Source organism: Nostoc sp. (assembly GCF_036917465.1).
Lineage (GTDB): Bacteria > Cyanobacteriota > Cyanobacteriia > Cyanobacteriales > Nostocaceae > Nostoc.
This window is the reverse complement of record NZ_JBALDL010000105.1, coordinates 76,621-102,292: the sequence shown is the minus strand read 5'-3', so window position 1 is coordinate 102,292 and position 25,672 is coordinate 76,621. Positions and strand designations below refer to the sequence as shown.

The following is a 25,672-nucleotide window of genomic DNA, read 5'->3' as shown; positions in this document are numbered from 1 at the left end:
GGACTTTAAGAGACTTTTGCCCCCCTTTTTAAGTAGGGGGAAATGCTTAATCATCCCTGAACTGATTGGGGGACTTTAAGAGACTTTTGCCCCCCTTTTTAAGTAGGGGGAAATGCTTAATCATCCCTGAACTGATTGGGGGACTTTAAGAGACTTTTGCCCCCCAATTTATCGGGGGGTTGGGGGGATCAAAAGCCTATGAGGACACTCTCAAAGACTTGTGTGTACACCGTAGCCTTATAAAGGAGAGGGAACCGGATTTCCTGTTTCCCCCCAATATATCGGGGGGATTAAGGGGGGTAAAACGTCTGTGGGACAAAGCTTTAAGCTTAAGTTGACACCAATGGCAACATGAGCGCCCATATACAAAGGCGCTCATGTTGCCCACGCCACAGGAAGTAGTTGAGTATTTTTTTATTTGGAAGTCCCTTAAGGCTAAAACTCTTTGTTAAGCTCCTAGTTCTCTAAACGCGCTATATCTAAAATATTTGAGCATGAATTTTGATTCAGCCGATGCCATAACAATATCAACTGCTGTACGCCAAGGTAAAACTAGCGCTGTGGAAGTTACTAAAACTGCGTTAGCACGAATAGCAGCACGGGATTATCAACTCAACTGTTTTACGGCTGTGACTGCTGAGGCGGCTTTAGCAGATGCAGCACGCATCGACGAGAAAATTGCCCAAGGTGATAATCCGGGAATCCTTGCTGGTGTTCCTTTTGCGGTGAAAAATCTTTTTGATATCGCTGGTTTAACAACTCTGGCGGGATCGAAAATTAATGCAGAGAAACCAATAGCTACCCAAGATGCAACCGCAGTAGCCAAGCTGAAACAAGCTGGTGCAGTGCTAGTTGGTGCTTTAAATATGGATGAGTATGCTTATGGATTCGTGACGGAAAATTTCCATTACGGTGCTACTCATAACCCCCATGATTTACAGCGAGTTGCTGGTGGTTCATCAGGTGGTTCGGCGGCGGCTGTTGCTGCTGGGTTAGTGCCTCTGACGCTGGGTTCTGATACTAATGGTTCAATTCGAGTTCCGGCGGCGTTATGTGGCGTTTTTGGTTTCAAGCCAACTTATGGAAGGTTATCTCGGGCTGGGGTAGCTTTATTTTCTAGCAGTTTTGACCACATTGGCCCTTTTGCGCGATCGGTGCAGGATATTGCGATAGTGTTTGATGTGCTTCAGGGAGAAGACGATCGCGATCCAATTTGTACAAAACGTCCGCCTGAATTGGTTTTACCACAACTTAAGCAAGATATTTCTGGTATTAGAATTGCTATTGCAACCGATTATTTTACCCAAGGTGCAGAACTAGAAGCTTTAGCAGCAGTGCAAAAAGTCGCTGATGCCTTAGATGTCAGTGAATATGTGACAATCCCAGAAGCACACCGCGCCCGTGCAGCAGCCTTTGTGATTACAGCTAGCGAAGGCGCAAATCTACATTTGCAAAAATTGCGATCGCGTCCTCAAGATTTTGATCCAGCAACACGCGATCGCTTTTTGGCTGGGGCGTTAATTCCTAGTAGCTGGTATCTTCAAGCACAAAGGTTTAGAAAATGGTATCGCGATCGCATTCGAGAAGTGTTTCAAAATGTGGATGTGATTCTTGCCCCAACTACACCAATTTCTGCACCGCTAATCGGCCAACAAACTATGGTTTTGGATGGTGAAGAAATTCTTGTCCGTCCTCATTTAGGGTTATTTACTCAACCATTATCTTTCATTGGTTTACCCGTTTTATCAATACCAATTCAGCGTCCAAATGATTTACCATTGGGCGTGCAATTGATCGCAGCACCATATAATGAAGCGTTGATTTTAAGGGTTGCGGCTGCTTTAGAAATAAAGGGTGTAGTTTCAGCCCCAGTAGTATAGCTATGTTAAACCTAGGTTGTTTTCCCGACTTTTAATAAATTAGCCAAGGTTGCTAATCTTCTAAAATCTGGATTTCATCAAGTTGATTAATCACCACATCCGCACCTCGAACGTTATCTGACTTACCCACCCAAGTGATACCAATACAACCTGCGGCTTTGGCATTACGCGCCATTTGCATATCACCAACTGCATCACCCACCATCAATGTAGCGCCTGGTTCGACTCTCAAAGCTTGGCAAGCTTGCAAAAATAGCACTGGATCTGGTTTACTCGGCCCCTCATCTACTCCCATTTCCAATTGGATATAATCACTTAATTGGTGATGTGCTACAAACTTATTTACTTCATCGGTTGTTGCAGCTGAGAGGATACCGAGTTTCAAGCCTCCTTTCTGCAAGTATTTCAACAAGTCCAAGCTACCCACAAATAGCGGTGAAGGAGTTTGTTCGATGTATTTTTCTGCTTCATCCAAAGCTTGACGGGCTATTTTTAAGGACTCAAACCATCCTTTTCCCGTTTCAGCAATATATGCAGCAGCCGCAACTTCTGTTTCGCGGCGACTCGCTACCGATATCAAACCTGCCGGATCTAGAATATTGCCATTGATACCAAATGCCATTAACAGAGGTTCCCCAGTTCCAGGGATTTGGGCATCTATTAATCTTGTTGCCTTTTGTGCTAGCGATCGCAAATACGTTTCAGAATCTTCTAAAGTACCGTTTTTATCAAACAAAATTGCCTGGATATTATCAAAAGTGATATTTCTACATTTAATAGTCACCACAATATTTCACCCCCACTTATTTAATCAGCATTATGAGTTTTTATTCCCAACTCCTGTACAGACAAAGATTTTTCGCGTCTCTCCTAACTCTTCCCAATTTCCACATAAAAAAAGAGGGAAAAACCCTCTTTATCCAATGATTTAATACTCTTACTTAAAAACAAGTAAAACTATAAAATGTATTATTCTTCAATAGCTGCGTTAATTTCCTCTTTAGTTTCCGTGGCTGCGGGAATTTCTTCTTCAGTTTCCGTGGCTGCGGGAATTTCTTTTTCAGTTTCCGTGGCTGCGGGAATTTCTTCTTCAGTTTCCGTGGCTGCGGGAATCTCTTCTTGAATTTCCGCAACTACTGGAGTTGCTTCCTCAAGTTCTGCTGCTGGTGGAATCTCGTCTTCAAGTTCTGCTGCTGGTGGAATCTCGTCGTCTTCAAGTTCTGCTGCTGGTGGAATATCTTCTTCTGCTACAGCATCCGCAGGTGCAGCCGCCGCAGCATTAGCACCTTGTTGCTTGGCTAGTAGTTGTTCACGATACTTAGCAGCCATTTCTTCTGCCTTATCGTAAACCAAATCCCGGTTTTTAATCATGTCGCCGGGTTCGGGTTCTAGCTGCTTGGTAGATAGGGAAATCCGACCCCTTTCTGCATCCAAGTCAATGATCATAACTTTCACTTCATCATTGACATTGAACACGCTATGAGGTGTATCAATATGTTCGTGGGAAATCTCAGAAATGTGTAGTAGACCACTCACGCCGCCGATGTCGATGAAAGCACCGTAGGGTTTGATGCCACGAACTGTACCAATTACTACTTCGCCGACTTCTAGGCGGTTCATCTTCCGCTCAACCAGCGCCCGACGATGAGATAGAACTAAGCGGTTACGTTCTTCATCAACCTCTAGGAATTTCAGTGGTAAATCTTCGCCTACCAATTCTTCTTTAGGTTTGCGAGTACTGATATGAGAACCGGGGATAAAGCCACGTAATCCTTCAATGCGTACCAATGCACCACCACGATTGGTTGCAAACACGCCAGAGCGGACAGTAGCATCTTCTGCTTGTAGCTGTCGCACGCGCTCCCAAGCCCGCATATATTCAATACGGCGAATGGAAAGGGTTAATTGCCCATCTTCGTTTTCATCGGTAAGGATGAAAAATTCTCGCGTTTCGTTTGACTGTAAGACTTCTTCCGGGCTATCAACCCGGTTAATAGACATTTCTTGTATAGGAATATATGCTGCGGTTTTAGCACCAATGTCAATCAGAGCGCCGCGCGGCTCTATACTGAAGACGGTTCCTGGGACAACATCACCAGGGCTAAAATGATAATCGTATTTGTCAAGTAGAGCAGCGAAATCTTCGTGAGTGAATCCAATTTCTGTAGCGGTTAAATTCTGATTGACCATGCTTATTTGTTCCTGGTTCTAGTCTCCGTAAAGGTTGTGTGACAGGTGTGATGTACTATGTAAGCAGTTCTATGGCAGCTTACACAAAAGATCCTTTTTCATCCTAGCGCAGAAAAGCTAGTATTAACACATATCTACTCCAAGATTGGAAATTATATCACAATAATTAGTCATTGGTTATTGGCCATTGGTGAGAAACAAAATAAATCACAAATGACAAAAACAATAATATCCGTTGCGACTACACTTAGCAGCAACGGATACTAACTTCTTGAAATCAGCTTAAAGGTCTGGTAATTAGGATCTACTTATCTTTTGGTTTCTCAAAGCGAGGGGGTTCGCGGAATGCGATCGCAAAAAATAGAGTACCTATACACAAAGTAAAAATCAAGATGTACGCAACGCTTTCCATATTATTAGTTCCTGCCTATCCAGCTAGTAATGAGGAATTAGGGATTGGGTACTGGGTATTACGGATTGGGAAAAGTTTTTCCTAGTCCCCAATCCCCAGTCCCCAGTCCCCAGTCTCTTAGAGAGCTTCTTTCCGGCGGGTTGATTTGTCACCCACTTTCTGGAACAGACCCCACTCAACTTGTTCTTCTAGATCCGCATCAACACCAGCAAATACGTCTCGGTAGATTGTCCGAGAGCCATGCCAGAGATGACCAAAGAAGAACAGCAGAGCAAATACAGCGTGTCCAAAGGTAAACCAACCTCTAGGACTTGTGCGGAATACACCATCAGAGTTCAAGGTTTCCCGGTCAAATTCAAAGATTTCACCACCTTGAGCTTTACGGGCATACTTCTTCACATCAGCTGGTTCTGTAAATGTTTTACCATTCAGATTACCACCATAGAAGCTGACGGTGACACCAGATTGCTCGAAGCTATACTTCGATTCTGCCCGACGGAAGGGAATATCAGCGCGGATAATTCCATCAGCATCAGTCAAAATCACTGGGAAGGTTTCAAAGAAGTTGGGGAGACGACGCACGGTCAATTCCCGTCCTTCAGAATCTTTGAATACGGCGTGACCTTGCCAAGACTGGGCAATACCATCACCCTTCACCATCGGCCCTGTACGGAATAGACCGCCTTTAGCGGGGCTATTACCGACGTAATCATAGAAAGCCAGTTTTTCAGGAATCTGCGACCAAGCTTTGTCAAGGGTTGCACCTTCAGCAACGTTAGTTTGAACGCGGCGCTGAATTTCTTGACGGAAGTAGCTTTGATCCCATTGGTAACGGGTAGGGCCAAACAATTCGATGGGTGTGGCGGCGTTACCGTACCACATAGTACCAGCAACAACGAAAGCAGCAAAGAAAACTGCTGCAATACTGCTAGAAAGTACTGTTTCAATGTTCCCCATCCGTAGGGCTTTGTAAAGCCGTTCGGGGGGTCTAACTGTGAGGTGGAATAAGCCTGCAATAATACCAACAACACCCGCAGCGATGTGGTGAGCCGCAATGCCACCAGGGTTATATGGGTTAAAACCATCTGGGCCCCATTCTGGTGCTACTCCCTGTGCAGCCCCAGTTATACCATAAGCATCAGAAACCCATATCCCCGGCCCGAATAGTCCGGTGACGTGAAAAGCACCAAAGCCAAAACAAAGTAGACCAGATAAGAACAGGTGAATGCCAAACATTTTTGGCAAGTCGAGGGCAGGTTCACCAGTGCGGGGATCTCTAAAGAGTTCCAAATCCCAGTAAACCCAGTGCCATACGGCAGCTAGGAATAAAAGACCGGAAAGAACAATGTGAGCCGCAGCAACGCCTTCAAATGACCAGAAACCAGGATCGGTTGCAGGGCCACCAGTAACGTTCCAACCGCCCCAAGATTGAGTAACGCCCAAACGTGACATGAAGGGTAGAACGAACATCCCTTGTCGCCACATCGGGTTGAGAATCGGATCGCTAGGGTCAAAAACAGCTAGTTCGTAGAGTGCCATCGAACCAGCCCAGCCTGCTACTAAGGCTGTGTGCATTAGGTGTACAGAAATCAGCCGTCCTGGATCATTCAGAACGACTGTATGTACTCGGTACCAGGGTAGTCCCATCGACTACGCTCCTCCTCGATGAGTTAGTTTACAAAGCAATTTTCTTACTGAGATTCTAAGAAACGAAATTCGCCACTCAGAAAACTCTCTCTTGTTTTTTGTTATTGCCAGAGCCAGAGTACTACCACAGTTAGTCTTAAAAGTCAGACAGCGTGGGCGCTTTGGCAATGCTTACTCGCTTCGGGAGGTTTACCTTGTAGGGTAGCCACCACCAAGCAAAAAATGAGAATGTTTTAAAAAGTGTAACTATTGATGGAATTGTTTGCAAGCGTGTAAATTGATGCGATCGCGTAGCATGACAAAGTTTTTTCACTACCAATCCCTGTTGGGGATTAAATTTACTTATATTTTCTTTATGAAAGACAAAGGAGAAATTGCAGTTAAGTATTTCCCCTCTGCCCCATGTCTATCTTACTGAACTACCAACTGGATATTTTGTAGTTGACACTTTGCCTCAGCTGTGTTTAGACGTTCAATTACTTGTTCGGCACTCATCAGACGTTTGAGTACTACTTGACCTATGGTAGTACTGGCTGTGTCTGGTATTGTAGGTTTCACCTCAATGGTTAAAATGGCTTCTTCAACTCGATAAAGCCATAGCAATTCGTTTTCTTCCACTAAACAAATATTCATTCGCTGAATATCTGGTTGTCGTCGCCATGCGGTTATTTGCCAAAGTCCATCAGATGCCCAGACTCTAGCAACTGCCCATCCCTCAGATAGAAAGAAATACTTCACGCTCTTAGTCTCACTATTAAACTTTCAATCTGCTGTTTACGATATCGTATATTATTTGTTAATTATGTATAATTAATGATATTTTAGCTTAATGCTGTTTAAATTATTATTGCCCAATTTTTAATAGAAAAAATACTTATTTATTTCATTTAACTCAGTAGAAGAAATAAAAAAATCATAATATTATGATTTTAAACTAATAGTTTTATTTTATTTCCAATTTGACAATAAATATTTATGTATACTATGGTTAGCAAATGTCGAATAGAATTTTATAAATGCTTAATGTAACTATGAACAAACCGATAAACTCACCATTTAGATATCCTGGCGGCAAATTTTATGCTCGCAATTTGATTCTTAATCATATTCCTTCTCACTCTTATTATGCTGAACCTTTTGCGGGGGGTGGTTCTATATTTTTTGTAAAAGATAAAGTAAATATTAATTGGCTCAATGATATTGATGAATTATTAATAAATACATTATTGATAATTAGAGATCAACCAGAAGAATTAATAAAATTTTTAGCAGAGGAATCTGCTACTAAAGAAAGACATACATATTACAAAAATGAATTCATCCCACAAAATAAATTAGAACAAGCTGGTAGATGGTTTTACCTTAATAGAACCTCCTACTCTGGGATTATGAAGCATCAAAACTGTTATTGGGGATATGGTGATAAATATAGTATGCGTCCAGAGAATTGGCCCAGAAACATACATCGGACTTCTGAGAAACTTCAAAAAGTTAAAATTACTAATCTCGACTTTGAAAAAGTTATCGAATCTGTACCTAATGGATCTTTTTTATTTATTGATCCTCCTTATTTTAATGCGGATCAAGATAAATTTTATGCTCATTCATTTTCTAAAGACGATCATTTAAGGCTATGCCAAATATTAAACAGACATAAGGAAAGGATAAAATTTCTTATAACTTACGATAATAGCGAAGAAATTAGAAACCTATATGAATGGGCATTAGAAATACACGACAAAGAATGGAATTATACAATTAATAGAACCGACGAACAAAAAAATGGAAAAAGTAAACAAGATAATTTTAAAGGTGAACGATACAAGGGGAAAGAAATTTTTATATTAAACTACTCTTCTCTTGACTCTACCTCTCAAAATTGTGAACAATTAGTTTTAAAAGTTTGAATAATTTTATAGAAATAATCAATATAAATTAGATCATATTCTAAATTTTTAGAAGTAATTCATCGAAGAAAGCTTCGCATTTTTCTATTTCTATCCATTTATTTGTTGGATATGGAACTAATGTTGATTCTAAATTTTGAACATTGCCAAAATTAATAACTGGATAGTTAGGTATAAAACCACAATTAGACTTGTCTAGGCACTTTTTTCTTCCACAAATAATCCCTGTTTCATGTGATATAGCTATATCAAAAGAACTAGCAAGATAAACTTTGTTATAAACAAATTCTTGTATAAATGCTTCGGTAAGATTAGGAGGATTTAGCTTTTTTATAAATTCCATTCCTTCCTGAGTAAAATTAAATCTATATGATATATTTGCCTCTTCATCTTCACCTGTTTCATAAAAAGCATTGCCAATAGAAGTAGCAACAACATGAAAACTAGATGTACGATATTGGTCACTATGTGTAATAAAAGCATCAAGAGAAACATTGAATTTGTTTGCTGCTGCTAATGCTTTATCATTACTCTTAGTAGTTCGTGAACGCATACACTTAACAGGTATCAAATAATCACCTTTCTGACCAAGACCACTTTTATTCTGCTTGAGTACTTTAAAATCTCCTTTTTTAGCTAACTTACACTCAATAGATATTATTTTCCGTGTGTCTTTATGTTCCAACTTTATATCAATATCATGTGTTCCAGTCTGTGCATTCATCATAGGCTTTGTTACCATCCATTTTTCCCCGAGGCAAAAGTTGCTTTAATCTAGCGGATGTAGAAAACTAAAATGCTTTCCCACGAATCATGGGAGAAACTTTTAAATCAGTTACAATTTTATATAAATCATTAATTGATATATTTAATGACTGACAATACTTCCGAATATCATTTATCCATTTTTCTTGTTGTTCTTGAAGCACTTTTAAGTAATACCTTTTAATAATTCATCTACAGTTATAACCAGGGCTTTGGCTATTTTTTGAATATTGATAAGAGTGATGTTTTTCTCGCCTCTTTCAATCATTCCTATATATGTCCGATGAAGTTCTGCTTTTTCGGCTAATTCCTCTTGGGATAGTCCTCTCTGCAATCTTTAATATCTGACTCGTTTTGCGAATTTATCAAGTATCTCAGCTCTCATAGAATTTTGCTAAGACAACTAAAGATAGTACTAAACTTATACATACTAAAGTTATACATACTATAGTTAGCATTAAAGTATTTTTACTTAATCATTCTGAATACACATAATTTATTTATTCGATCAAGATCCTCTATAAAAGGTATGTCAAGTAGTAATTAATTGTAAAAATTGCTATAAAACTAGCGAATATATAGTATAATTGCTGACTTCTAATTACATAAAATTTAACTGTATGACCTGGTTTTCCTTGTCGGTGAAACGGTGGGGTCGGATAACACAATTCCTATCTTTGTTCTCTCTATGTTTATTTTTAGTTGTTAGTTGCGCTCCTCGTCCACAGTCAACTATGCCACCATCGGGTTCTGTAAATAGCCTTACAGGTGATGGTCGTATTACTATAGGTACAACAGCAAAGCCGAGAACCCTTGATCCGGCTGATGCTTATGAGTTAGCATCTTTGGGCTTGGTGTTTAATATGAGCGATCGCCTCTACACATACAACCCAGGAAGCACGGAAATTAAGCCCCAGCTAGCTACAGCATTACCTAAAGTCAGTCAAGATGCCTTAACTTATACCATCCCCTTACGTCAGGGAGTGGTTTTTCACGATGGGACTCCCTTCAACGCCCAAGCAATGGCGTTTACCATCAACCGCTTTATTCAAAATAAAGGAAAACCCTCATTTTTACTAACTGATGTAGTCGATTCGGTAAAACCTACAAGCGAGTATGAATTAACCATTAAGCTGAAAAAGCCCTTTGCAGCGTTTCCGTCACTGCTGGCGTTTCCTGGGGTGTGTGCGGTTTCGCCAAAAGCTTACGAACTCGGTGCTGGGAAATTTAAGCCGAATATTTTTGTTGGGACTGGCCCTTACAAGTTAGCGCAGTATGGTACTGATTCAATCAGATTTGATCCGTTTGATAAGTATTGGGGAGAAAAACCAGCTAACAAGGGTGTTAACCTGCAAATTCAAACTAGTCCGGTTAATTTGTTTAATGCTTTCCGTACTGGTGCAGTGGATGTGGCTTATCTGTCGCTACAGCCAGATCAAAATCGGAGCTTAGAAGAAGGTGGTAAAAAAGGGGATTGGCAAGCGATCGCAGCTGAAGGTAGTGTAGTAAGTTATCTGGTATTAAACCGAAATCAAAAGCCCTTAGATAAATTAGAGGTTAGACAAGCGATCGCGTCAATCATTGACCGTCCACTTTTAAATGAGCGGGCTTTACTTGGTCAAGCCGATCCGCTTTATAGCATGATTCCCACGACATTGAATGTTTCTTTGCCATTATTCAAAGATGCTTATGGCGATGCTAACTTTGATAAAGCTAAAAAATTGTTAGCTACTGCTGGTTTTTCTAAAGAAAATCCGGCAAAAGTTCAAATTTGGTATCCTTCTAGTTCACCTACTCGTACTTTGGCAGCACAGACACTCAAATCTCTTGTTGATGTCAAAATGGATGGAATACTGCAATTTGAAGTCACCCCCGCCGAAGGGCCAGCCTTCTTTAAAGACATTACCAAAGGTTTATATCCAGGAGCTTTACTTGATTGGTATCCAGACTTTTTAGATCCAGATAATTACATCCAGCCATTTTTATCTTGTGATAAAGGTTCAGTTGCTAAAGGATGCGAAGATGGAGGCAGTCAAAGTCAGGGTTCGTTCTACTATAGCGAAGCAATGAATAAACTAATCGATCAGCAACGCAAAGAACTAAATCCCGAAGCGCGTCAGAAAATTTTTGCAGAAATTCAAAAGCAAGAAACTGCTGATGTCCCTTACATTCCCTTATGGCAAAGCAAAGACTATGTATTTGCTCAAAAAGGCGTAAACAGCGTACAACTTAACCCGACCCAAATTCTGGTTTACCAAACAATTAAAAAGTAGTCATTGGGCATTAGTCATTAGTCATTGATAATAACTGTTGACCATTGACTTTTGACTATTAAATAAAATATCTCATGTTCAATATATTATGACTACACCATTTAGTTAACTTTGTACACTCTGAATAGAGTAACCCAATCACCATCCAAATCAGTGTTTTTAAATGCCTAATGTTTGCCCATGTTTTCGATTGACTCAGTAGTGTGAACAAGTCATCATATAAACGGGAGGTCGCTTCCATTTATTTTTCTGTGTTTAGTCACCAGCTAAAGTACAGCGAAATTACTCGTTATATAAGTCTGGCCATCCTTTTTATCTTGAACTCAGAGTTTTGTCAGTCAACCAGGTTACGCGCTCCATATTCTGATACAATATACAGCAGATTGCAACTTGGTGAGGTACAGATCATCGTAGGGGCACAACATGTTGTGCCCCTACCCGTGTACTTAATTTACCTGCAATACGCTGTAATACTAGGAGAGAATTTAATTGAAACTCCAATTAAGAAAGCAAGAAATGGGTAGTTAACAACTGATTAGAAAAAAGAAAATAAGGAGTTTTCATCCAAGCGAGTATTTGTTGAACACCAAATCTGTTCGGTAACTCTTCGACTACGCTCAGGGTTACACCGAGCGAAGCCAAGGTGTAAAAATATTCCGAGTTGTCCAAGACCTATTTAGATTAAATTATAAAAAGTATGAACAAGTAATTTTGACAATTTGTGAACTAGCTCCGATTCGGAATTGGAGCGCTAATATTGCCAATAAAAATAGACACCTTAGCATCAGAATAAAATAAACGCATATAATTACATATTTTTGCGTTTTTATTATCAATAAATATCTGAAAGCCGTATTTTATCGTATTGACTAGCTAGTTAGTAATGCTTGCATGTGTATATTATAAGCTAGTCAAAGCAAAGTTTTGATAGTTTTTGGAGATGTCTAATGATGCTTAGTAAACTAGGTAGACCAAAATATTTATTTCTCTTACTACTAGCACTTTCAATCACCATTAAAGTTGGCGTTAGCTTACTACTAATTCCCTTAAAATCGGAACCGACTCTGCTTGACCAAGATGAGCAGGAGTATTATTTTTTGGCAGGTGACTTGCTCAACGGGAATTATGAGTTCAATTCCCGAAGAACCCTGGGTCATGTTTTAGTATTAGCAATATTCAGGCTAATTACCTTTGACAATTTCAAGTTGACTCAGTTACTTCCTACTGTGATATTTAGTCTAACAGCCCCGCTTATGTATTTGCTGGTGCGACGGGTCACAGATAATAATTTACTAGCAATGGTCGTAGGAGTTCTGACAATTATTTGGCCACCCTATATTTATTATGGCAGATCTCTTTATAGTGAAACGACTGCATTACCAATTTTCATGTCTTTACTGATTATGCTGCCTAAAGGATCGGCACTGATTAATAAGTCAGAAGGAAATTGGATTCGCTGGGGATTGTGCGGATTTATATTGGGACTGTGTATGTTAATTCGTCCAATGTACCTTCTATTTATCCCTTTTGTTGTACTGATTGTATTCTTAGAAGAGATTCAGTGGTCTAAAGCTTTAAGGCGAACAATCTTCTTGTTTGGAGGATGCTTTCTAGTTGTCTTACCTTGGTCAATTTACATGACAATAAATGCAGGGGTTCCTATTTTAATTAGTGCTAATGGCGGAGAAACTATTGCTGGGGGACTAAATCCCACACTCATTAAAGAGGGATATCAGGTTGTGACCATGCCAGATGGTAGGATTACATGGCAAGGTCCAGGCAAGTGGATAGAAATGGATAAAACTGGTTATCTCAGTGAGGAAGACCTAAAGCTACCCTATGCTCAAAAAGATAAACTACTGCGAGAGCGTACCAGAGAATGGATTCTCAAGCATCCTAGTGACGCACTTAAGCTGGAAGGTACTAAGTTACTTTATATGTGGGGCTTTTATCCCTTGCAACTTGAGAAACAAACTCTTTTAGGTAGTATTCCCACTGTCATCGCACTAGTTCTGAGCATCATGTCCTTGATTCGTTTTAGGCAATATACAAGACACCTGGTTCGTTTCTGGACACTACCTATTTTTGTTTCAGGAGTTGCATTGATTAGCTGGGGAAGTTGGCGCTTTCGTGAACCAGGGGATTTAGGAATTCTTGCTCTAAGTTCCATGTGGTTATTGTCTGTATTATTTCCGTCCTTAAAAATTTTCCGATGTGTGAGGGGGCGAAATGAGCAGTGATTCCGAAAGTTACGCGCTTGGAATTGATGAGCCACTTTCAATAGTCTGATCGCCAGGTTTTACTCATATCTACTTAACGCTCTTTTATTACTTTGAAAAAATAAAATATTTGTAGGTTGGGTTGAACATTCGTGTTACCCAACAGAAGCAGGGATTATTGGCGTTGGGTTTCGTTCCTCAACCCAACCTACCCATAGATTTATAGAAAATAGTGACAACAAATGGCATTTCAATAACGAATTAACGACTGTCCCAATATAGTGGCAGATCCTTTGTGGGTTATACAACTTATCTCAAAGCCGATGAGAAAAAACTACGGGTCTCACCTAGACGAGGTTTATATATCTAAATTAATAGATAAAATAGTTCCAAAAAGCGCATTTTAAAGTTTGAATTACTTATGTCTCGCTCTAAAGCTTTACAATATTACATAGTTTCCCGGTTGCTTCTCGCGCCACTTCAGTTATTAACAATTATCACCATTGTATTTCTCTTACTAAGAGCAACACCAGGAGATCCCGCAGATGCAATTCTCGGTGGACGTGCGCCAGAAGCTGCTAAAGAAGAATTACGAAAACAATTAGGTTTAAACTTTCCTCTGTGGCTACAGTACCTCAATTATTTGGGCAGCATACTGCGTTTCGATTTGGGAACCTCTTTAATGAGTCGCGGACAGAATGTTTGGGACATAATTGGGCAATATTTCCCCGCAACGGTGGAGTTAGCAGTATGTAGTATGGCGGTTGCACTCATCGTTGGAATTGCGGTTGGAACTCTTTCAGCTTCTCGTCCTGGGACATATTTCGATGTTGGTGGACGCTTGTTTGGCATTATCACCTACGCACTCCCCATGTTTTGGGCGGGAATGCTTTTGCAGTTGATTTTCTCAGTCCAACTTGGCTGGTTTCCCAATTCTAACCGCTTCCCGCCTAATCTTCCGGCTCCCACTACTGTGACTGGTTTGTATACAATTGATAGTTTGCTCGGTGGAAATCTCACCCAGTTTTTCGCATCTTTGCACCATCTTGCCCTACCAAGTCTCACTTTGGGAATTTTGCTGAGTGGGATTTTTGAGCGAATTGTGCGAGTGAATTTAAAGCAAACGTTGAAAGCAGATTATGTAGAAGCCGCTAGAGCTAGAGGTATTGGTGAAAATAAGATTTTAGTGTCTCATGCTTTAAAAAATGCGCTAATTCCAGTAATTACAGTGTTGGGATTAACGTTTGCTTCCTTGTTAGGTGGGGCGATTTTGACAGAAGTAACATTTTCTTGGCCTGGGTTAGCTAATCGACTGTATCAAGCGATCGCCGATCGCGATTATCCCACAGTCCAGGGAGTGCTAGTCTTTTTTGGTGCGATCGTTGTGAGTGCCAGCATTTTGATTGATATTTTAAATGCTTATGTAGATCCGCGAATTCGATATTAATTTGATATTTTGTTAATTTTCTTGAGAGATACCACTGGCTAAAATACCAAGGATTTTATTTACATCTTTGAGATAATATTCACTTAAATCAATGCTCAATACTTGTTCTTCTAGTTTCAGGAATTGCCAAATACTCCCCGTTGTGACTGCGCCGTAAATTGTTTTAATCTCAGTTGCCGCTTGCTGATTAAACATTTTAGCTGCTACAATTTCGGCTGCACACTGACCCAAACCCGCATTAATATTTTCTTTTTTTGCTTCTACAAGTAAATTACTCGCTGCTAATTCAGGAACGGCAGCGAAAATATCGCGTTTTTCTAATGTGGTTAAACTAAACTCTTGTTTTGTCTTAGCTAAACTAAACTCGCTGTAGTCCATAGAACTACTACTCCGTTATATCAAGCGATCGCCGATCGCGATTATCCCACAGTCCAGGGAGTGCTAGTCTTTTTTGGTGCGATCGTTGTGAGTACCAGCATTTTCATTGATATTTTAAATGCTTATGTAGATCCGCGAATTCGCTATTTTCGATATTAGAGCATCGATTCAGTAATCAAAAACCTCACCCTGGTTATGCTATGCAAAACCTGTCCCTCTCCTTCTTAAGGCTACGGTGTACACACGTCTTTGTACAAACCCAAAATCGTTGGAGATCCCCCTAAATCCCCCTTAATAAGGGGGACTTTAAGAGACTTTTGCCCCCCTTTTTAAGGGGGGTTGGGGGGATCAAAAGCCTATGAGTCCACTCTCAAAGACTTGTGTGTACACCACACCGTAGCCTTATTAAGGAGAGGCATGTCCGTTAGGACAAGGTGAGGTTTTTGTTTTGATTAATTCGATGCTGTGTACACGCGAAGCTAAATTGTTGCAATCATGGCAATGCTTGCGACAGTATACGCTAAGGCATTTGCTATTTCGGCGAACGCATTTGCTATTTCGGCGAACGCATTTGTTATTTCGGCATCTCTATAACGCACCCTACGAAACAACTAGGAGAGTTGAAACCTAGTGCCGATCATGCTTGTGTGTATACCGTAGCTTCGCTTATAGCGAAGGGTGCTGGGGGGTTAGGTTTTTCACGGATGATAATGGAGGTTGAATGTTGACTGGTTCGGTGTAGCGTTGCCGTTGGGTTTTGCAGCAGTAGAGTAGAGCGATCGCAAATAGCTATATTCCTAAAATTATGAAAGCTCATGCATGAGTCATGGATGCCAATGGTAACATTACCCTGATAGCCGAAATATTTACAGTAAATCCTGTACGTTCCTGGTTATCATTTACCTCTTGTCATACTTATGACTAAATCAACTAGGATTTTTGGCGCGAATTCTGTAAAAGCTAAAAGGCAAAGGCAGCCTGGACTTTGGGAGAAGAATAAGCTGGCTCACTTTTTACGTTTGCCTTTGTACTTCCTGATGGCTTTGCTATGCATCCTTGGTTCACCCGTACTGGCAAAGGTTCCTAACTCAATTAATCCCTCATTTAAATTAACAATTAACAGTCAGACATCGCTGGCTATAGTCACCGATCCTACCTCACTACTAGAGCAAGGGAAAATTCTATACGATACGGGAAACTTTGCCAAGGCGGTAGAAGTATTAGAACAGGCTGTCCAAGCATATAGACAGGATGGAGAAAGCCTTTCACTGGCAGCAACACTGACTAATCTTTCTCTAGCTTATCAGCAACTCGGTGCATGGAATCAGGCACAGCAGGCAATTACAGAGAGCTTGAATTTACTCAAAGCACAAGATAAAAACCAAAATCTCCAAATATTTGCTCAAGCACTAGATATTCAAGGTCGTCTTCAACTGAGAATGGGAAATGCTGAGGATGCTTTAACAACTTGGCAGCACACAGAAGAAATTTACAGGCAAGTAGATAATCAAAGCGGCGTGGTGCGATCGCTAATCAATCAAGCACAGGCGTGGCGAACCCAAGGATTTTATCCCCGCGCTATCAAAACACTCACTCAGGTAAGTCAAACATTAAAATCTCAACCAGACTCTAGAGAAAAGACAGTGAGTTTGCGATCGCTTGGTGATGCCCTTTTAGTAGTAGGCGATTTGGAAAAGTCACATCAAGCACTAGAAGAAAGTCTGATAATTGCTCGAAATCTGCAATCAAGCGCTGATATTACCGCCAGTCTCTTCAGTCTGGGGAATCATGCCCGTCAACAAAAAAATAAAGCAACAGCGATCGCCTATTATGAACAAACTATTGCAGCATCTCCCTCACCCTTAATAAAAGTTCAAGCGCAACTCAATCTCCTGAGCCTACTCATTGAAGATCAACAATGGGCAAAGCTTCAAACTCTTTTGCCGTTGATTGAATCACAACTCAACCAACTCCCCCCTAGTCGTGCAAGTATTTACGCTCTAGTCAACTATTCACAAAGTATGACAAGAGTCAAGAGTGGAGTATTACAAGCATCAAGTAATAGTTATTACTTTAAAAGTGGCATTCATGACTCAGCTGCATTACTCGCCAGCGCCATCCAGAAATCTCGCAGTTTGGGTGACAAGCGGGCAGAAGCCTACGCACTAAAGAGTTTAGGCAGCTTATATGAAAAAACTGGACAATGGTCAGAGGCGCAAGAGCTTACCCAGAAAGGGTTAGCTCTGGCACAGAGCAGCAATGCACCAGAAATTACCTACGCCTTGGAGTGGCAGTTAGGTAGATTGCTGCGGGTACAAAAAGATATTAATGGTGCGATCGCAGCGTATGATGCTGCTGTGGATACTCTCCAGTCTCTCCGCAGAGATTTAGTAGTCAATAAAGATGTAGTAAACCAGGATCTGCAATTCAACTTCCGGGACAGCGTAGAACCCATCTACCGCGAGTCAGTAGAGTTATTGCTGAAATCCCAAGAAGGAAAATCAGACCAAAAAATCTTGGAGAAAGCACGCCAGAGGATTGAAGCACTCCAACTAGCAGAATTGAACGACTTTTTTCAGGAAGCTTGCTTACAAGGTCAGAAAGTAGCCCTCGATCAAATAGTAGACAAAGATAATCCCACTGCTGCCATCCTTTATCCAATTATTCTTCAAAACGAACTCCAGGTAATAGTCAAAATTCCCAAACACCCCCTAGAAAGTTACACTACTACTATTTCCCACAAAGCAGTAGAAGAACTCTTAGTAGACCTCCGAAAAAATCTGGTCAACCCCACCGCTACGAAAACCGTCCAAAAACAGGCGCATCAAGTTTACAACTGGCTGCTTCAACCCATTGAGTCAAAATTGCAAAAAAGTGGGGTAGATACCCTAGTATTCGTCCTGGATGGCCCCTTACGCAACTTACCAATGGCAGCCCTCTATGATGGTAAACAATACTTGGTAGAGAAATATGCAATTGCTCTGAGCGTAGGTCTGCAACTCCTCAACCCTAAACCCCTCGTTCAACAGCAGCTAAGAGCGCTAACCGCAGGACTGACTCAGCCACCACCAGGTTTTTCCAAGTTTGCACCGTTGCTTGCAATCAAATCTGAATTTGACGGAATTACCAAAGCAGGAGTCTCGACAACTAGTTTACTAGATGGAGATTTTAAGAAAAAGAATTTAGAGAGTCAAATTAGTGGTGCTTCATTCAACATAGTGCATTTAGCAACTCACGGCCAGTTTAGTTCTCGCCTTGAAGACACTTTTATTTTGGATTTTGATGGTCAAATTAACGTCAAAGATTTTGATACTCTCTTCCGCAGCAAAAGTAAAACCATTGTAGAGCTATTAGTTTTGAGTGCTTGCCAGACAGCAACAGGAGATAGCCGTGCAGCACTCGGTTTAGCAGGAGCAGCTGTACGAGCTGGCGCACGCAGTACCATAGCTTCCCTGTGGCAGATTGATGATGAATCAACAGCAATGTTTGTTAGTGCCTTCTATCGAGAACTCAAGAGTGGCAAAATCAGCAAAGCCGAAGCTGTCCACCGTGCCCAGCTACAACTTTTGAAACATCCTAACTATAAAGCACCAAGCTTTTGGTCTGCCTATGTGTTGATTGGCAACTGGCTGTAATTTGGAAATTCCGATTCCCAATTCCCAATTCCCAATTCCCAATTTTGTGGCATAAATTTAGTGAATGCAGATGATATGTACATAGCAGCATTGATCATTGAAAACTGACTTATGAGTAACGACACCTATCAGCTAGACGATTTCGCCTTAAAATTGCCGATTTCCCAATTAGCTCGTAGAACTGCCCAGGAATTTGCTAACCAACAGCCAAATTCGGAAAAAGGAGAGCAAGTTCGGCTGAATACGCTAGCTGTATGGGTAGTGAATGACTATTTAGAAATGATGGATATTCCTACTAACCTCCAGGCTAGTGACAGCTGGAATCCCATCATGCGTCTCTGTGGAAATATCGCTGACTTAGAAGTACCCTCAGTTGGTCGCCTAGAGTGTCGCCCCGTCCATCAACATCAGCAGATATGTTCCATTCCTCCAGAAACCTGGGAAGAACGGGTGGGTTATTTAGTTGTTCAATTTGATGAATTGCTCCAAGAAGCGAGGCTGCTTGGTTTTATTCCTAGTGTGACAACTGAAACACTACCCTTAAAACAACTGCAACCATTGGAAGCCTTTATCGACCACCTAGATCAACTACGTCAATCCCCAGTTAGTTCACTCGTGAATTTAAGTCAGTGGTTTGCTGGTATATTTGAGACAGGTTGGCAAAGTGTTGAATCCTTGTGGAACTTGCCAGAACTAAGACCAGCTTATGCCTTTCGCAATACTGAAACTCTGGAACTTAATCTCCTCAATCGACCAGAATCAATTACTAAACGCGCAAAACTAATTGATTTGGGTATCCAAATTCTTAACCAACCCGTCATGTTGATTGTGGAAATCAGCCGAGAAAAGGATCAACAAACCAGTATTCATCTGCAATTGCACGCTACGGGAAATCAAATCTATTTACCGCCCGGAGTTCATCTGATTGTTCTAGATAGTTCGGGAGCAGTATTTCTAGACGCTCAATCGAGAAAATCAGACAACTACATTCAGTTGCAGTTTCGCGGTGAACCTACAGAGCAATTTGGCGTTAGAGTGGCCATTAATGATACTAGTATTACTGAGCATTTTCGGATTTGAAACATCTAGCGATCTTCTCTCTTCGTCGGTAATTTACTAAGTGCTAATTGGTCAATTAAAAATTAAAAATTCAAGCCGGCTTTTGGGGATTTTGAGAAAAGTCTGTAAAAGCTTGTGGAGTTTGATTATGAGACATTAGAACAGGGCATGATTTTGCACAGGGAGATAGTGAGGCTCATGGGTAAGTTAGTGGTTCTGAAATTCGGAGAGGGTAGTTTTGAGCAAGGATTTGCTGTCACCCTCCAAATTGGTGAAGAACACGAGCGGGCTGCAACAGAAATTACAGGAAGACTACCTTCATTTCCCGAAATGCCTCTCTATTACAGTCATTGGCAGTCTAGTTATCGGCAGATAGGCAATCGTTATCGTCTCCATGCTGACAAAATGCAGGTGACAAATGTATCAATGGTTCAAGACTGCGAAAACACTTCCTATATCTTACGGGCCCGCTTTAATACCTGGTTACGAGCAGAAGAGTTTCGCCCTTTGAGGGAAAAATGGTTAGAAAGATTGTCGTCCGCAGAAGAAGTACGAGTAATTTTACAAACAGAAAACAGCCAATTGCAGCTATTACCCTGGCATTTGTGGGAGTTGTTAGAACGCTACCCCAAGACTGAAATTGCCCTTTCTTCACCTTCCTACGATCGCATTCACAAGCCACGCACAAAAAATCCATTAGTCAATATTTTGGCAATTGTGGGCAATAGTCAAGGAATTGACACCGAGGCCGATAAAGCTTTACTCCGACAGTGTAAAAACGCAGAAGTGAGCTTTCTGGTAGAACCACAACGCAAAGAATTAACCGAGCATCTTTGGGGAAAAAATTGGGATATTCTCTTTTTTGCTGGACACAGTTCCAGTAACCAAAATGGAGAATGTGGACGAATTTACCTGAATAAAACTGATAGTCTCACCATTGGCGAATTAAAATACGCTCTGAGGAAAGCCATTGAAAACGGCTTGCAACTAGCTATATTCAACTCCTGTGATGGATTGGGATTAGCGCGAGAATTGGCTGATTTACAAATTCCTCAAATGATCATCATGCGTGAACCTGTCCCAGATCAGGTTGCAAAGGAATTCTTAAAGTATTTTCTCGAAGGTTTTGCTGGGGGTGAGTCTTTATATCAAGCGGTACGCCAAGCACGGGAACGATTGCAAGGACTTGAGGATCGATTTCCCTGTGCAACTTGGCTACCAATAATTTGCCAAAATCCAGCACAGATACCACCCACTTGGGAGGAATTAAGGTCTACAACAAAAACTGAAGATAAAACGAATTTAACTTTGTCTACCAAACGCAGATTAGCAAAAACTTTGTTATCCAGTTTAGCAATTACAGTCTTAGTTTGTGGAGTGAGATGGGTAGGATTGCTGGAAAGTTTAGAAATTCCTGTCTTTGATCGGATGATGCGATCGCGCCCTGCGGAAGGACTAGATTCACGTCTGTTGGTAATCACAATTGACGATGACGATCTGGCAATTCAAAGACAAAATAATGAGTCCTTGATTGGAGCTTCTATTTCCGAAAAATCTCTCAATAAACTCCTAGTAAAACTGAATCAATATCAACCCCGTGCGATCGGCTTGGATATTTACCGTGATTTTCCAGCCAAACAACCAGATTTAATTACTCGTCTTCAACACACTCAAAACTTGATTGGCGTATGTAAAGGAAGTGATAGCACAAAAAATATCACAGGTATTAAGCCGCCACCAGAAATCCTCGATACAAATCTGGGATTCAGTGACTTTATTCACGATCCTGATGGAGTTATCCGTCGGCATCTTCTATTCATGAACCAAGAGCCTACATCGTTGTGTCCTGCCCGCCTTGCATTCAGTCTAAAACTGGCCTCTGTCTATCTGCAACCTTCAGGAATTCAACCAAAGTTCACCCCTGAAGGGAATTTGCAACTAGGTAAGACTATTTTTCCGAATCTGAAGTCTCGGACTGGCGGCTATCAAGATATTGATGCTAATGGCGGTCAAATCTTACTTAACTACCGTTCTCCAAAACAGATAGCCCAACAGGTGAAACTAACCCAATTTTTAGCTAGTCCAATTAACCCCAGTGCGATCAAAGACAAGATTGTTTTGATTGGTGTGACAGCAAAGGGAGATTCTCCAGACACCTGGCCTACACCTTTTGGCGCTCCTTTAGATGAGCAAATGCCAGGAGTGTTAGTACAAGCCCAGATGATCAGCCAAATCCTCAGCGCTGTGCAGGATGGGCGGCCGTTGCTGCGCGTTTGGTCGCTGTGGGCTGAGGTGGCGTGGATTTGGGGCTGGTCTTTGGTAGGTGGAGTTTTGGCTTGGCGAAAGCTTTCTTTCCCCTGGTTGGCATTGGCAGTCAGTATTACCTCTAGTGTTCTATATATATTCTGCTTTGGTTTGTTAATTTCGGGTGCTTGGGTGCCATTTGTACCATCGATTTTGTCGCTGGTAGCCACCGTTAGCCTGATGTCAATTTATAATTCAGAAACAAAAGTGCGGGTGGAAAGTGGGAAATAGGGAATTGGGGAAAGATTTTTTTGATTAAATTTTTTAATATCCAGCAGCAATACGGTTCGGTTAACGTTTTTATACCTCGAAGATCCCCCCAACCCCCCTTAAAAAGGGGGGCTTATAACCCTCTTTTACCCCCTTAAAAAGGGGGTCGCCGTAGGCGGGGGGATCTTAACCAAACCGTATTGTATCCAGCAGATAAATTTACAAGGTTTGCATACTTAAAGGAAAGTTTTTATGAAGTCAAATTCACAATTAATAAAACTGTTTTTAGTAGTAGCTTTTAGCTGTACCAGTTTACTAGTTAGCCTGACTTCAGTAGTGGCAAAACCAACTCTTGATTTTTCAATTAGGCATCGCTCTAATGCTAAAACGACCCTCGCTCAAGCCAAAACCTTTAATCAACCTGCAATTCCACCTGGGCCTCCTCCTGGGGGTCGCCCTCGTGGTGGAGCGAAGCGCGGGGGTTTTCCACCTACTAAACATGACCTGACTGCTTTAGTGCCTTTTACACAGGAATCTAACTCAGTGATTAATGTCTGGGGACAGACAACACTAGAACACCCAAGTTGGTTTTTTTATGTGCCATATACCAAAGATTCGCGCTATGGAGTTGAATTTGTATTGCAAGATCAAGACTCTAACGAGATTTACCAAAAAGCGATCGCTCTACCAGATAAACCAGGAGTGATCCGTGTGTCTTTGCCTACAACTGCTCCCGGCTTGGCATTAGACAAACAATATCGCTGGTTTTTCACCATTAGCTCCGATCGGGAAAAAAATTCTCCCCCAACTTTCGTCGAAGGAGTAATCCAAAGAGTCCAACTCAGTCCCGCCGTAGTCAAAGAGCTACAAACAACAGAACTTCTAAAGCGCTATGCTATTTATGCCCAAAACGGGATATGGTACGAAGCATTGACAATACTAGCTCAACTGCGCCAGAAAAATCCTAAAGATGCAGCACTGCAAACAGAGTGGAAAAATTTGTTAGGCAGCATCCACTTAGATGATATTGCCGCAGAACCGATTTTCTTGGAGCAACCTTAGAAACTAGGACTTACCCTTTGAAGGTGGGTAAAATTCTTGGACAATATATTCCTCTTTTCTCTGTGTCCTCTGCGCCTCTGTGGTTAGAAAAATTGCTAAACCGCAGAGGCACAGAGAACGCAGAGATTTTAAGAGTCATCTTGAAAGGGATAGTCCTAGAAACTATTTATAGCGATAAGATTCCTGGAGTTAAATTTGAAGCCCTTGAGGCTTATTATGAGCAAACCTCAAGTCGCGGATTATCAAAGGAAGTTAGGAAAAGTGAGTAATTGTTAGCTTTTTAGTTGCTGTTGATTAGCCCTGCTCCCCTGCCTCTCTGGCCAGAATTATCAAAAAGCGTTACAACTTTGTTCCACACTCAGCGCAGAAGTTGTGGTTAGGAGCATTTTTGGCATTGCAATTGCTACAATACACTGGCTCTGCTGCCGCTTTCGGCGATCGCTTCTGCAAGCCGACCATTTGAGCATTGCTCTTACCAGGAACTACCATTGGATAGCAGTTTTCGTCTCTGGTGACGTGGACATTTAAGATCACCGCGCCTTTGTGTGCCAGCATTTCAGCGATCGCATTTTTTAATTGACTGCGATCGCTGATTACCATACCTTTAATGCCATAAGCTTTTGCCAATAACTCTACATCTGGCATCCCTACTTCCATGTTCGAGCATGAGTAACGCTCACCATAAAAGGCTTGCTGCCATTGGCGCACCATTCCTTGCCAGCCGTTATTGATAATTATTGTCTTGACATCTATCCCATACTGTGCAAGCGTTCCCAATTCCTGCAAACACATTTGGAAACTAGCATCACCGCTAATACAAATGACTTCTTCATCAGGAAACGCCACTTTCGCGCCCATTGCCGCAGGTAAGCCAAAACCCATCGTTCCCAAACCAGCGCTAGAAATCCAGCGCCTTGGGCCATTCTTGAGAAATTGTGCTGCCCACATTTGATGTTGTCCCACATCTGTGGTGTAGAAAGCTTGAGGTGCTTGGCTACTGACTTCTACCATCACTTCTTGGGGTGAAATGCTGTCGGGATGGTGCGGCACTATTAGAGGATACTCATCGCGCCAACGGTTAACAAGATTTAACCACTCTTGGTTTTGATTTGGTGTAGCCTTAACGCCTGTTTCTTTGCAGCGACGCAACAAGTCTACTAACACGTTCCGCACATCACCGACGATAGGCACTTCGGGAATGCGGTTTTTGCCGACTTCTGCCGGATCGATGTCGATGTGAATTACTTTGGCGCGGGAGGCGAATTCGTCTAACTTGCCTGTAACGCGATCGTCAAATCTCGCGCCGACGCAAATTAACAAGTCACAATCACTAACGGCAAAGTTGGCGTAAGCTGTGCCGTGCATCCCCAACATTCCCAAAGCTAGGGGATGATGTTCGTCAAATGCACCGATCCCCATTAAGGTTGTGGTGACAGGGATATCGAATAATTCCGCGAGTTCTTTGATTTCTTCGTGGGCACTAGCTGCGATCGCGCCACCACCGACATACAGTAAAGGACGGCGACTTTCAGTAATTAACTGAATGGCGGCGTTGATTTGTCGGGGATTTCCCTTAACGGTGGGACGATAACCGCGTAATTTTGCTGAACCTGGTTTTACAGGTACATAGTCAAATTCTTCTAAAGCGACATCCTTGGGGACATCAATCAAAACAGGCCCCGGTCGCCCACTGCTTGCGATGTGGAAGGCTTCAGCGACAATTCGTGCCATATCTTTGGGGTCACGCACTACATAAGAGTGCTTGACGATGGGTAACGTAATTCCGTAAATATCGGTTTCCTGAAACGCATCTGTACCAATAGACGGCCGTGCTACTTGCCCCGTAACCACAATCATCGGAATTGAATCCATGTAGGCGGTGGCGATCCCTGTCACCAAGTTAGTAGCTCCTGGGCCAGAAGTGCCAAAGCATACTCCTACTTTTCCAGTTGCACGGGCGTAACCATCTGCGGCGTGGGCTGCGCCTTGTTCGTGTCTCACGAGAATGTGCTTCATAGCACCAGTTGCTTCCACCTTATACAGGTCGTCGTAAATTGGTAGAATTGCTCCACCAGGATAACCAAAAATATAATCAACGCCGTGGCGATGAAGGCTGTCAAGGAGAGCAAAACCGCCAGATGCACGTTTGGGCAGGACTGGCGGGCTAGAAATACGAGACTCTTTGTAATTCTCAGTTTGTGGGAGACTAATTTGGGAGAGCGATTCTCCTGCGGAGACACTTCGTGAACGCACGGTCAAACCTCAGACTATAGCTAAAGTTAAT

Annotated in this window: 19 protein-coding genes and 1 pseudogene; 10 read left to right on the top strand and 10 right to left on the bottom strand. The window is 41.8% G+C overall.

What is annotated here, in order from left to right:
- The first annotated feature begins 494 nt into the window (after positions 1-494).
- Positions 495-1,880, top strand: a complete 1,386-nt coding sequence (locus tag V7K38_RS28185) for an AtzE family amidohydrolase (protein WP_334862877.1) — start codon at positions 495-497, stop codon at positions 1,878-1,880.
- 52 nt (positions 1,881-1,932) lie between these two features.
- On the opposite strand, the gene V7K38_RS28180 is transcribed toward V7K38_RS28185, so the two are convergent.
- The 6 genes from V7K38_RS28180 to V7K38_RS28155 all read right to left on the bottom strand — a co-directional run bounded on the left by V7K38_RS28180 (position 1,933) and on the right by V7K38_RS28155 (position 6,867).
- Positions 1,933-2,667 carry an HAD family hydrolase gene (locus V7K38_RS28180; RefSeq protein ID WP_334862875.1) on the bottom strand — a complete coding sequence of 245 codons (735 nt, stop codon included), beginning with the start codon at positions 2,665-2,667 and terminating at the stop codon, positions 1,933-1,935.
- 182 nt (positions 2,668-2,849) lie between these two features.
- Positions 2,850-4,070 carry a 30S ribosomal protein S1 gene (locus V7K38_RS28175; protein WP_334862872.1) on the bottom strand — a complete coding sequence of 407 codons (1,221 nt, stop codon included), beginning with the start codon at positions 4,068-4,070 and terminating at the stop codon, positions 2,850-2,852.
- A gap of 304 nt (positions 4,071-4,374) precedes the next feature.
- A complete protein-coding gene (locus tag V7K38_RS28170) occupies positions 4,375-4,482 on the bottom strand; it encodes a photosystem II reaction center protein T (protein ID WP_084227385.1) in 108 nt (35 codons plus the stop codon).
- Between the two features lie 117 nt (positions 4,483-4,599).
- A complete protein-coding gene (gene psbB, locus V7K38_RS28165) occupies positions 4,600-6,129 on the bottom strand; it encodes a photosystem II chlorophyll-binding protein CP47 (protein WP_334862870.1) in 1,530 nt (509 codons plus the stop codon).
- Positions 6,130-6,265: 136 nt separating this feature from the next.
- On the bottom strand, positions 6,266-6,442 hold the full coding sequence (locus tag V7K38_RS28160) for a hypothetical protein (protein ID WP_334862868.1): 177 nt from the start codon (positions 6,440-6,442) through the stop codon (positions 6,266-6,268).
- A 98-nt stretch (positions 6,443-6,540) separates the two neighbouring features.
- Positions 6,541-6,867 carry a hypothetical protein gene (locus V7K38_RS28155; RefSeq protein ID WP_334862866.1) on the bottom strand — a complete coding sequence of 109 codons (327 nt, stop codon included), beginning with the start codon at positions 6,865-6,867 and terminating at the stop codon, positions 6,541-6,543.
- 293 nt (positions 6,868-7,160) lie between these two features.
- Between V7K38_RS28155 and V7K38_RS28150 the strand changes: the two genes are divergently transcribed.
- On the top strand, positions 7,161-8,036 hold the full coding sequence (locus V7K38_RS28150; RefSeq protein ID WP_334862864.1) for a DNA adenine methylase: 876 nt from the start codon (positions 7,161-7,163) through the stop codon (positions 8,034-8,036).
- Between the two features lie 40 nt (positions 8,037-8,076).
- Here V7K38_RS28150 and V7K38_RS28145 read toward each other — a convergent pair whose 3' ends face one another.
- Positions 8,077-8,778: a hypothetical protein gene (locus V7K38_RS28145; protein WP_334862862.1), complete on the bottom strand. Its 702-nt coding sequence runs from the start codon at positions 8,776-8,778 to the stop codon at positions 8,077-8,079.
- 189 nt (positions 8,779-8,967) lie between these two features.
- On the bottom strand, positions 8,968-9,135 hold the full coding sequence (locus V7K38_RS28140) for a helix-turn-helix domain-containing protein (RefSeq protein WP_334862860.1): 168 nt from the start codon (positions 9,133-9,135) through the stop codon (positions 8,968-8,970).
- Positions 9,136-9,421: 286 nt separating this feature from the next.
- Here V7K38_RS28140 and V7K38_RS28135 point away from each other — a divergent pair, with 286 nt between their 5' ends.
- The 3 genes from V7K38_RS28135 (at position 9,422) to V7K38_RS28125 (ending at position 14,740) form a co-directional block, all read left to right on the top strand.
- Positions 9,422-11,074 carry an ABC transporter substrate-binding protein gene (locus tag V7K38_RS28135; protein WP_334862858.1) on the top strand — a complete coding sequence of 551 codons (1,653 nt, stop codon included), beginning with the start codon at positions 9,422-9,424 and terminating at the stop codon, positions 11,072-11,074.
- A 947-nt stretch (positions 11,075-12,021) separates the two neighbouring features.
- A complete protein-coding gene (locus V7K38_RS28130) occupies positions 12,022-13,314 on the top strand; it encodes a hypothetical protein (RefSeq protein WP_334862856.1) in 1,293 nt (430 codons plus the stop codon).
- Positions 13,315-13,714: 400 nt separating this feature from the next.
- Positions 13,715-14,740 (top strand): ABC transporter permease, encoded by a 1,026-nt coding sequence (locus V7K38_RS28125; RefSeq protein WP_334862854.1) that lies wholly within the window; start codon positions 13,715-13,717, stop codon positions 14,738-14,740.
- Between the two features lie 12 nt (positions 14,741-14,752).
- On the opposite strand, the gene V7K38_RS28120 is transcribed toward V7K38_RS28125, so the two are convergent.
- Positions 14,753-15,118, bottom strand: a complete 366-nt coding sequence (locus V7K38_RS28120) for a hypothetical protein (protein WP_334862853.1) — start codon at positions 15,116-15,118, stop codon at positions 14,753-14,755.
- A 15-nt stretch (positions 15,119-15,133) separates the two neighbouring features.
- On the opposite strand from V7K38_RS28120, the pseudogene V7K38_RS28115 reads away from it, so the two are divergent.
- The 5 genes and pseudogenes from V7K38_RS28115 to V7K38_RS28095 form a co-directional block, all read left to right on the top strand.
- Positions 15,134-15,277 (top strand): annotated as a pseudogene (locus V7K38_RS28115) (ABC transporter permease); the annotation flags it as partial.
- Between the two features lie 758 nt (positions 15,278-16,035).
- Entirely contained in the window at positions 16,036-18,753 is a 2,718-nt protein-coding gene (locus tag V7K38_RS28110) for a CHAT domain-containing protein (protein WP_334862851.1), read from the top strand.
- Positions 18,754-18,864: 111 nt separating this feature from the next.
- Positions 18,865-19,833 carry a DUF1822 family protein gene (locus V7K38_RS28105; protein WP_334862849.1) on the top strand — a complete coding sequence of 323 codons (969 nt, stop codon included), beginning with the start codon at positions 18,865-18,867 and terminating at the stop codon, positions 19,831-19,833.
- Between the two features lie 177 nt (positions 19,834-20,010).
- Entirely contained in the window at positions 20,011-22,347 is a 2,337-nt protein-coding gene (locus tag V7K38_RS28100; protein ID WP_334862847.1) for a CHASE2 domain-containing protein, read from the top strand.
- A gap of 231 nt (positions 22,348-22,578) precedes the next feature.
- Entirely contained in the window at positions 22,579-23,388 is an 810-nt protein-coding gene (locus V7K38_RS28095) for a DUF928 domain-containing protein (RefSeq protein WP_334862845.1), read from the top strand.
- Between the two features lie 339 nt (positions 23,389-23,727).
- Here V7K38_RS28095 and ilvB read toward each other — a convergent pair whose 3' ends face one another.
- Entirely contained in the window at positions 23,728-25,641 is a 1,914-nt protein-coding gene (gene ilvB, locus V7K38_RS28090; RefSeq protein WP_334862843.1) for a biosynthetic-type acetolactate synthase large subunit, read from the bottom strand.
- Between the last annotated feature and the right edge of the window lie 31 nt (positions 25,642-25,672).

What these genes read in the sequence shown, in the direction of transcription:
- V7K38_RS28185 (WP_334862877.1), top strand. Translation starts at nt 495, where the DNA reads ATGAATTTTGATTCAGCCGATGCCATAACAATATCAACTGCTGTACGC.
- V7K38_RS28175 (WP_334862872.1), bottom strand. Translation starts at nt 4,070, where the DNA reads ATGGTCAATCAGAATTTAACCGCTACAGAAATTGGATTCACTCACGAA.
- V7K38_RS28170 (WP_084227385.1), bottom strand. Translation starts at nt 4,482, where the DNA reads ATGGAAAGCGTTGCGTACATCTTGATTTTTACTTTGTGTATAGGTACT.
- psbB (WP_334862870.1), bottom strand. Translation starts at nt 6,129, where the DNA reads ATGGGACTACCCTGGTACCGAGTACATACAGTCGTTCTGAATGATCCA.
- V7K38_RS28150 (WP_334862864.1), top strand. Translation starts at nt 7,161, where the DNA reads ATGAACAAACCGATAAACTCACCATTTAGATATCCTGGCGGCAAATTT.
- V7K38_RS28145 (WP_334862862.1), bottom strand. Translation starts at nt 8,778, where the DNA reads ATGGTAACAAAGCCTATGATGAATGCACAGACTGGAACACATGATATT.
- V7K38_RS28135 (WP_334862858.1), top strand. Translation starts at nt 9,422, where the DNA reads ATGACCTGGTTTTCCTTGTCGGTGAAACGGTGGGGTCGGATAACACAA.
- V7K38_RS28130 (WP_334862856.1), top strand. Translation starts at nt 12,022, where the DNA reads ATGATGCTTAGTAAACTAGGTAGACCAAAATATTTATTTCTCTTACTA.
- V7K38_RS28125 (WP_334862854.1), top strand. Translation starts at nt 13,715, where the DNA reads ATGTCTCGCTCTAAAGCTTTACAATATTACATAGTTTCCCGGTTGCTT.
- V7K38_RS28120 (WP_334862853.1), bottom strand. Translation starts at nt 15,118, where the DNA reads ATGGACTACAGCGAGTTTAGTTTAGCTAAGACAAAACAAGAGTTTAGT.
- V7K38_RS28110 (WP_334862851.1), top strand. Translation starts at nt 16,036, where the DNA reads ATGACTAAATCAACTAGGATTTTTGGCGCGAATTCTGTAAAAGCTAAA.
- V7K38_RS28105 (WP_334862849.1), top strand. Translation starts at nt 18,865, where the DNA reads ATGAGTAACGACACCTATCAGCTAGACGATTTCGCCTTAAAATTGCCG.
- V7K38_RS28100 (WP_334862847.1), top strand. Translation starts at nt 20,011, where the DNA reads ATGGGTAAGTTAGTGGTTCTGAAATTCGGAGAGGGTAGTTTTGAGCAA.
- V7K38_RS28095 (WP_334862845.1), top strand. Translation starts at nt 22,579, where the DNA reads ATGAAGTCAAATTCACAATTAATAAAACTGTTTTTAGTAGTAGCTTTT.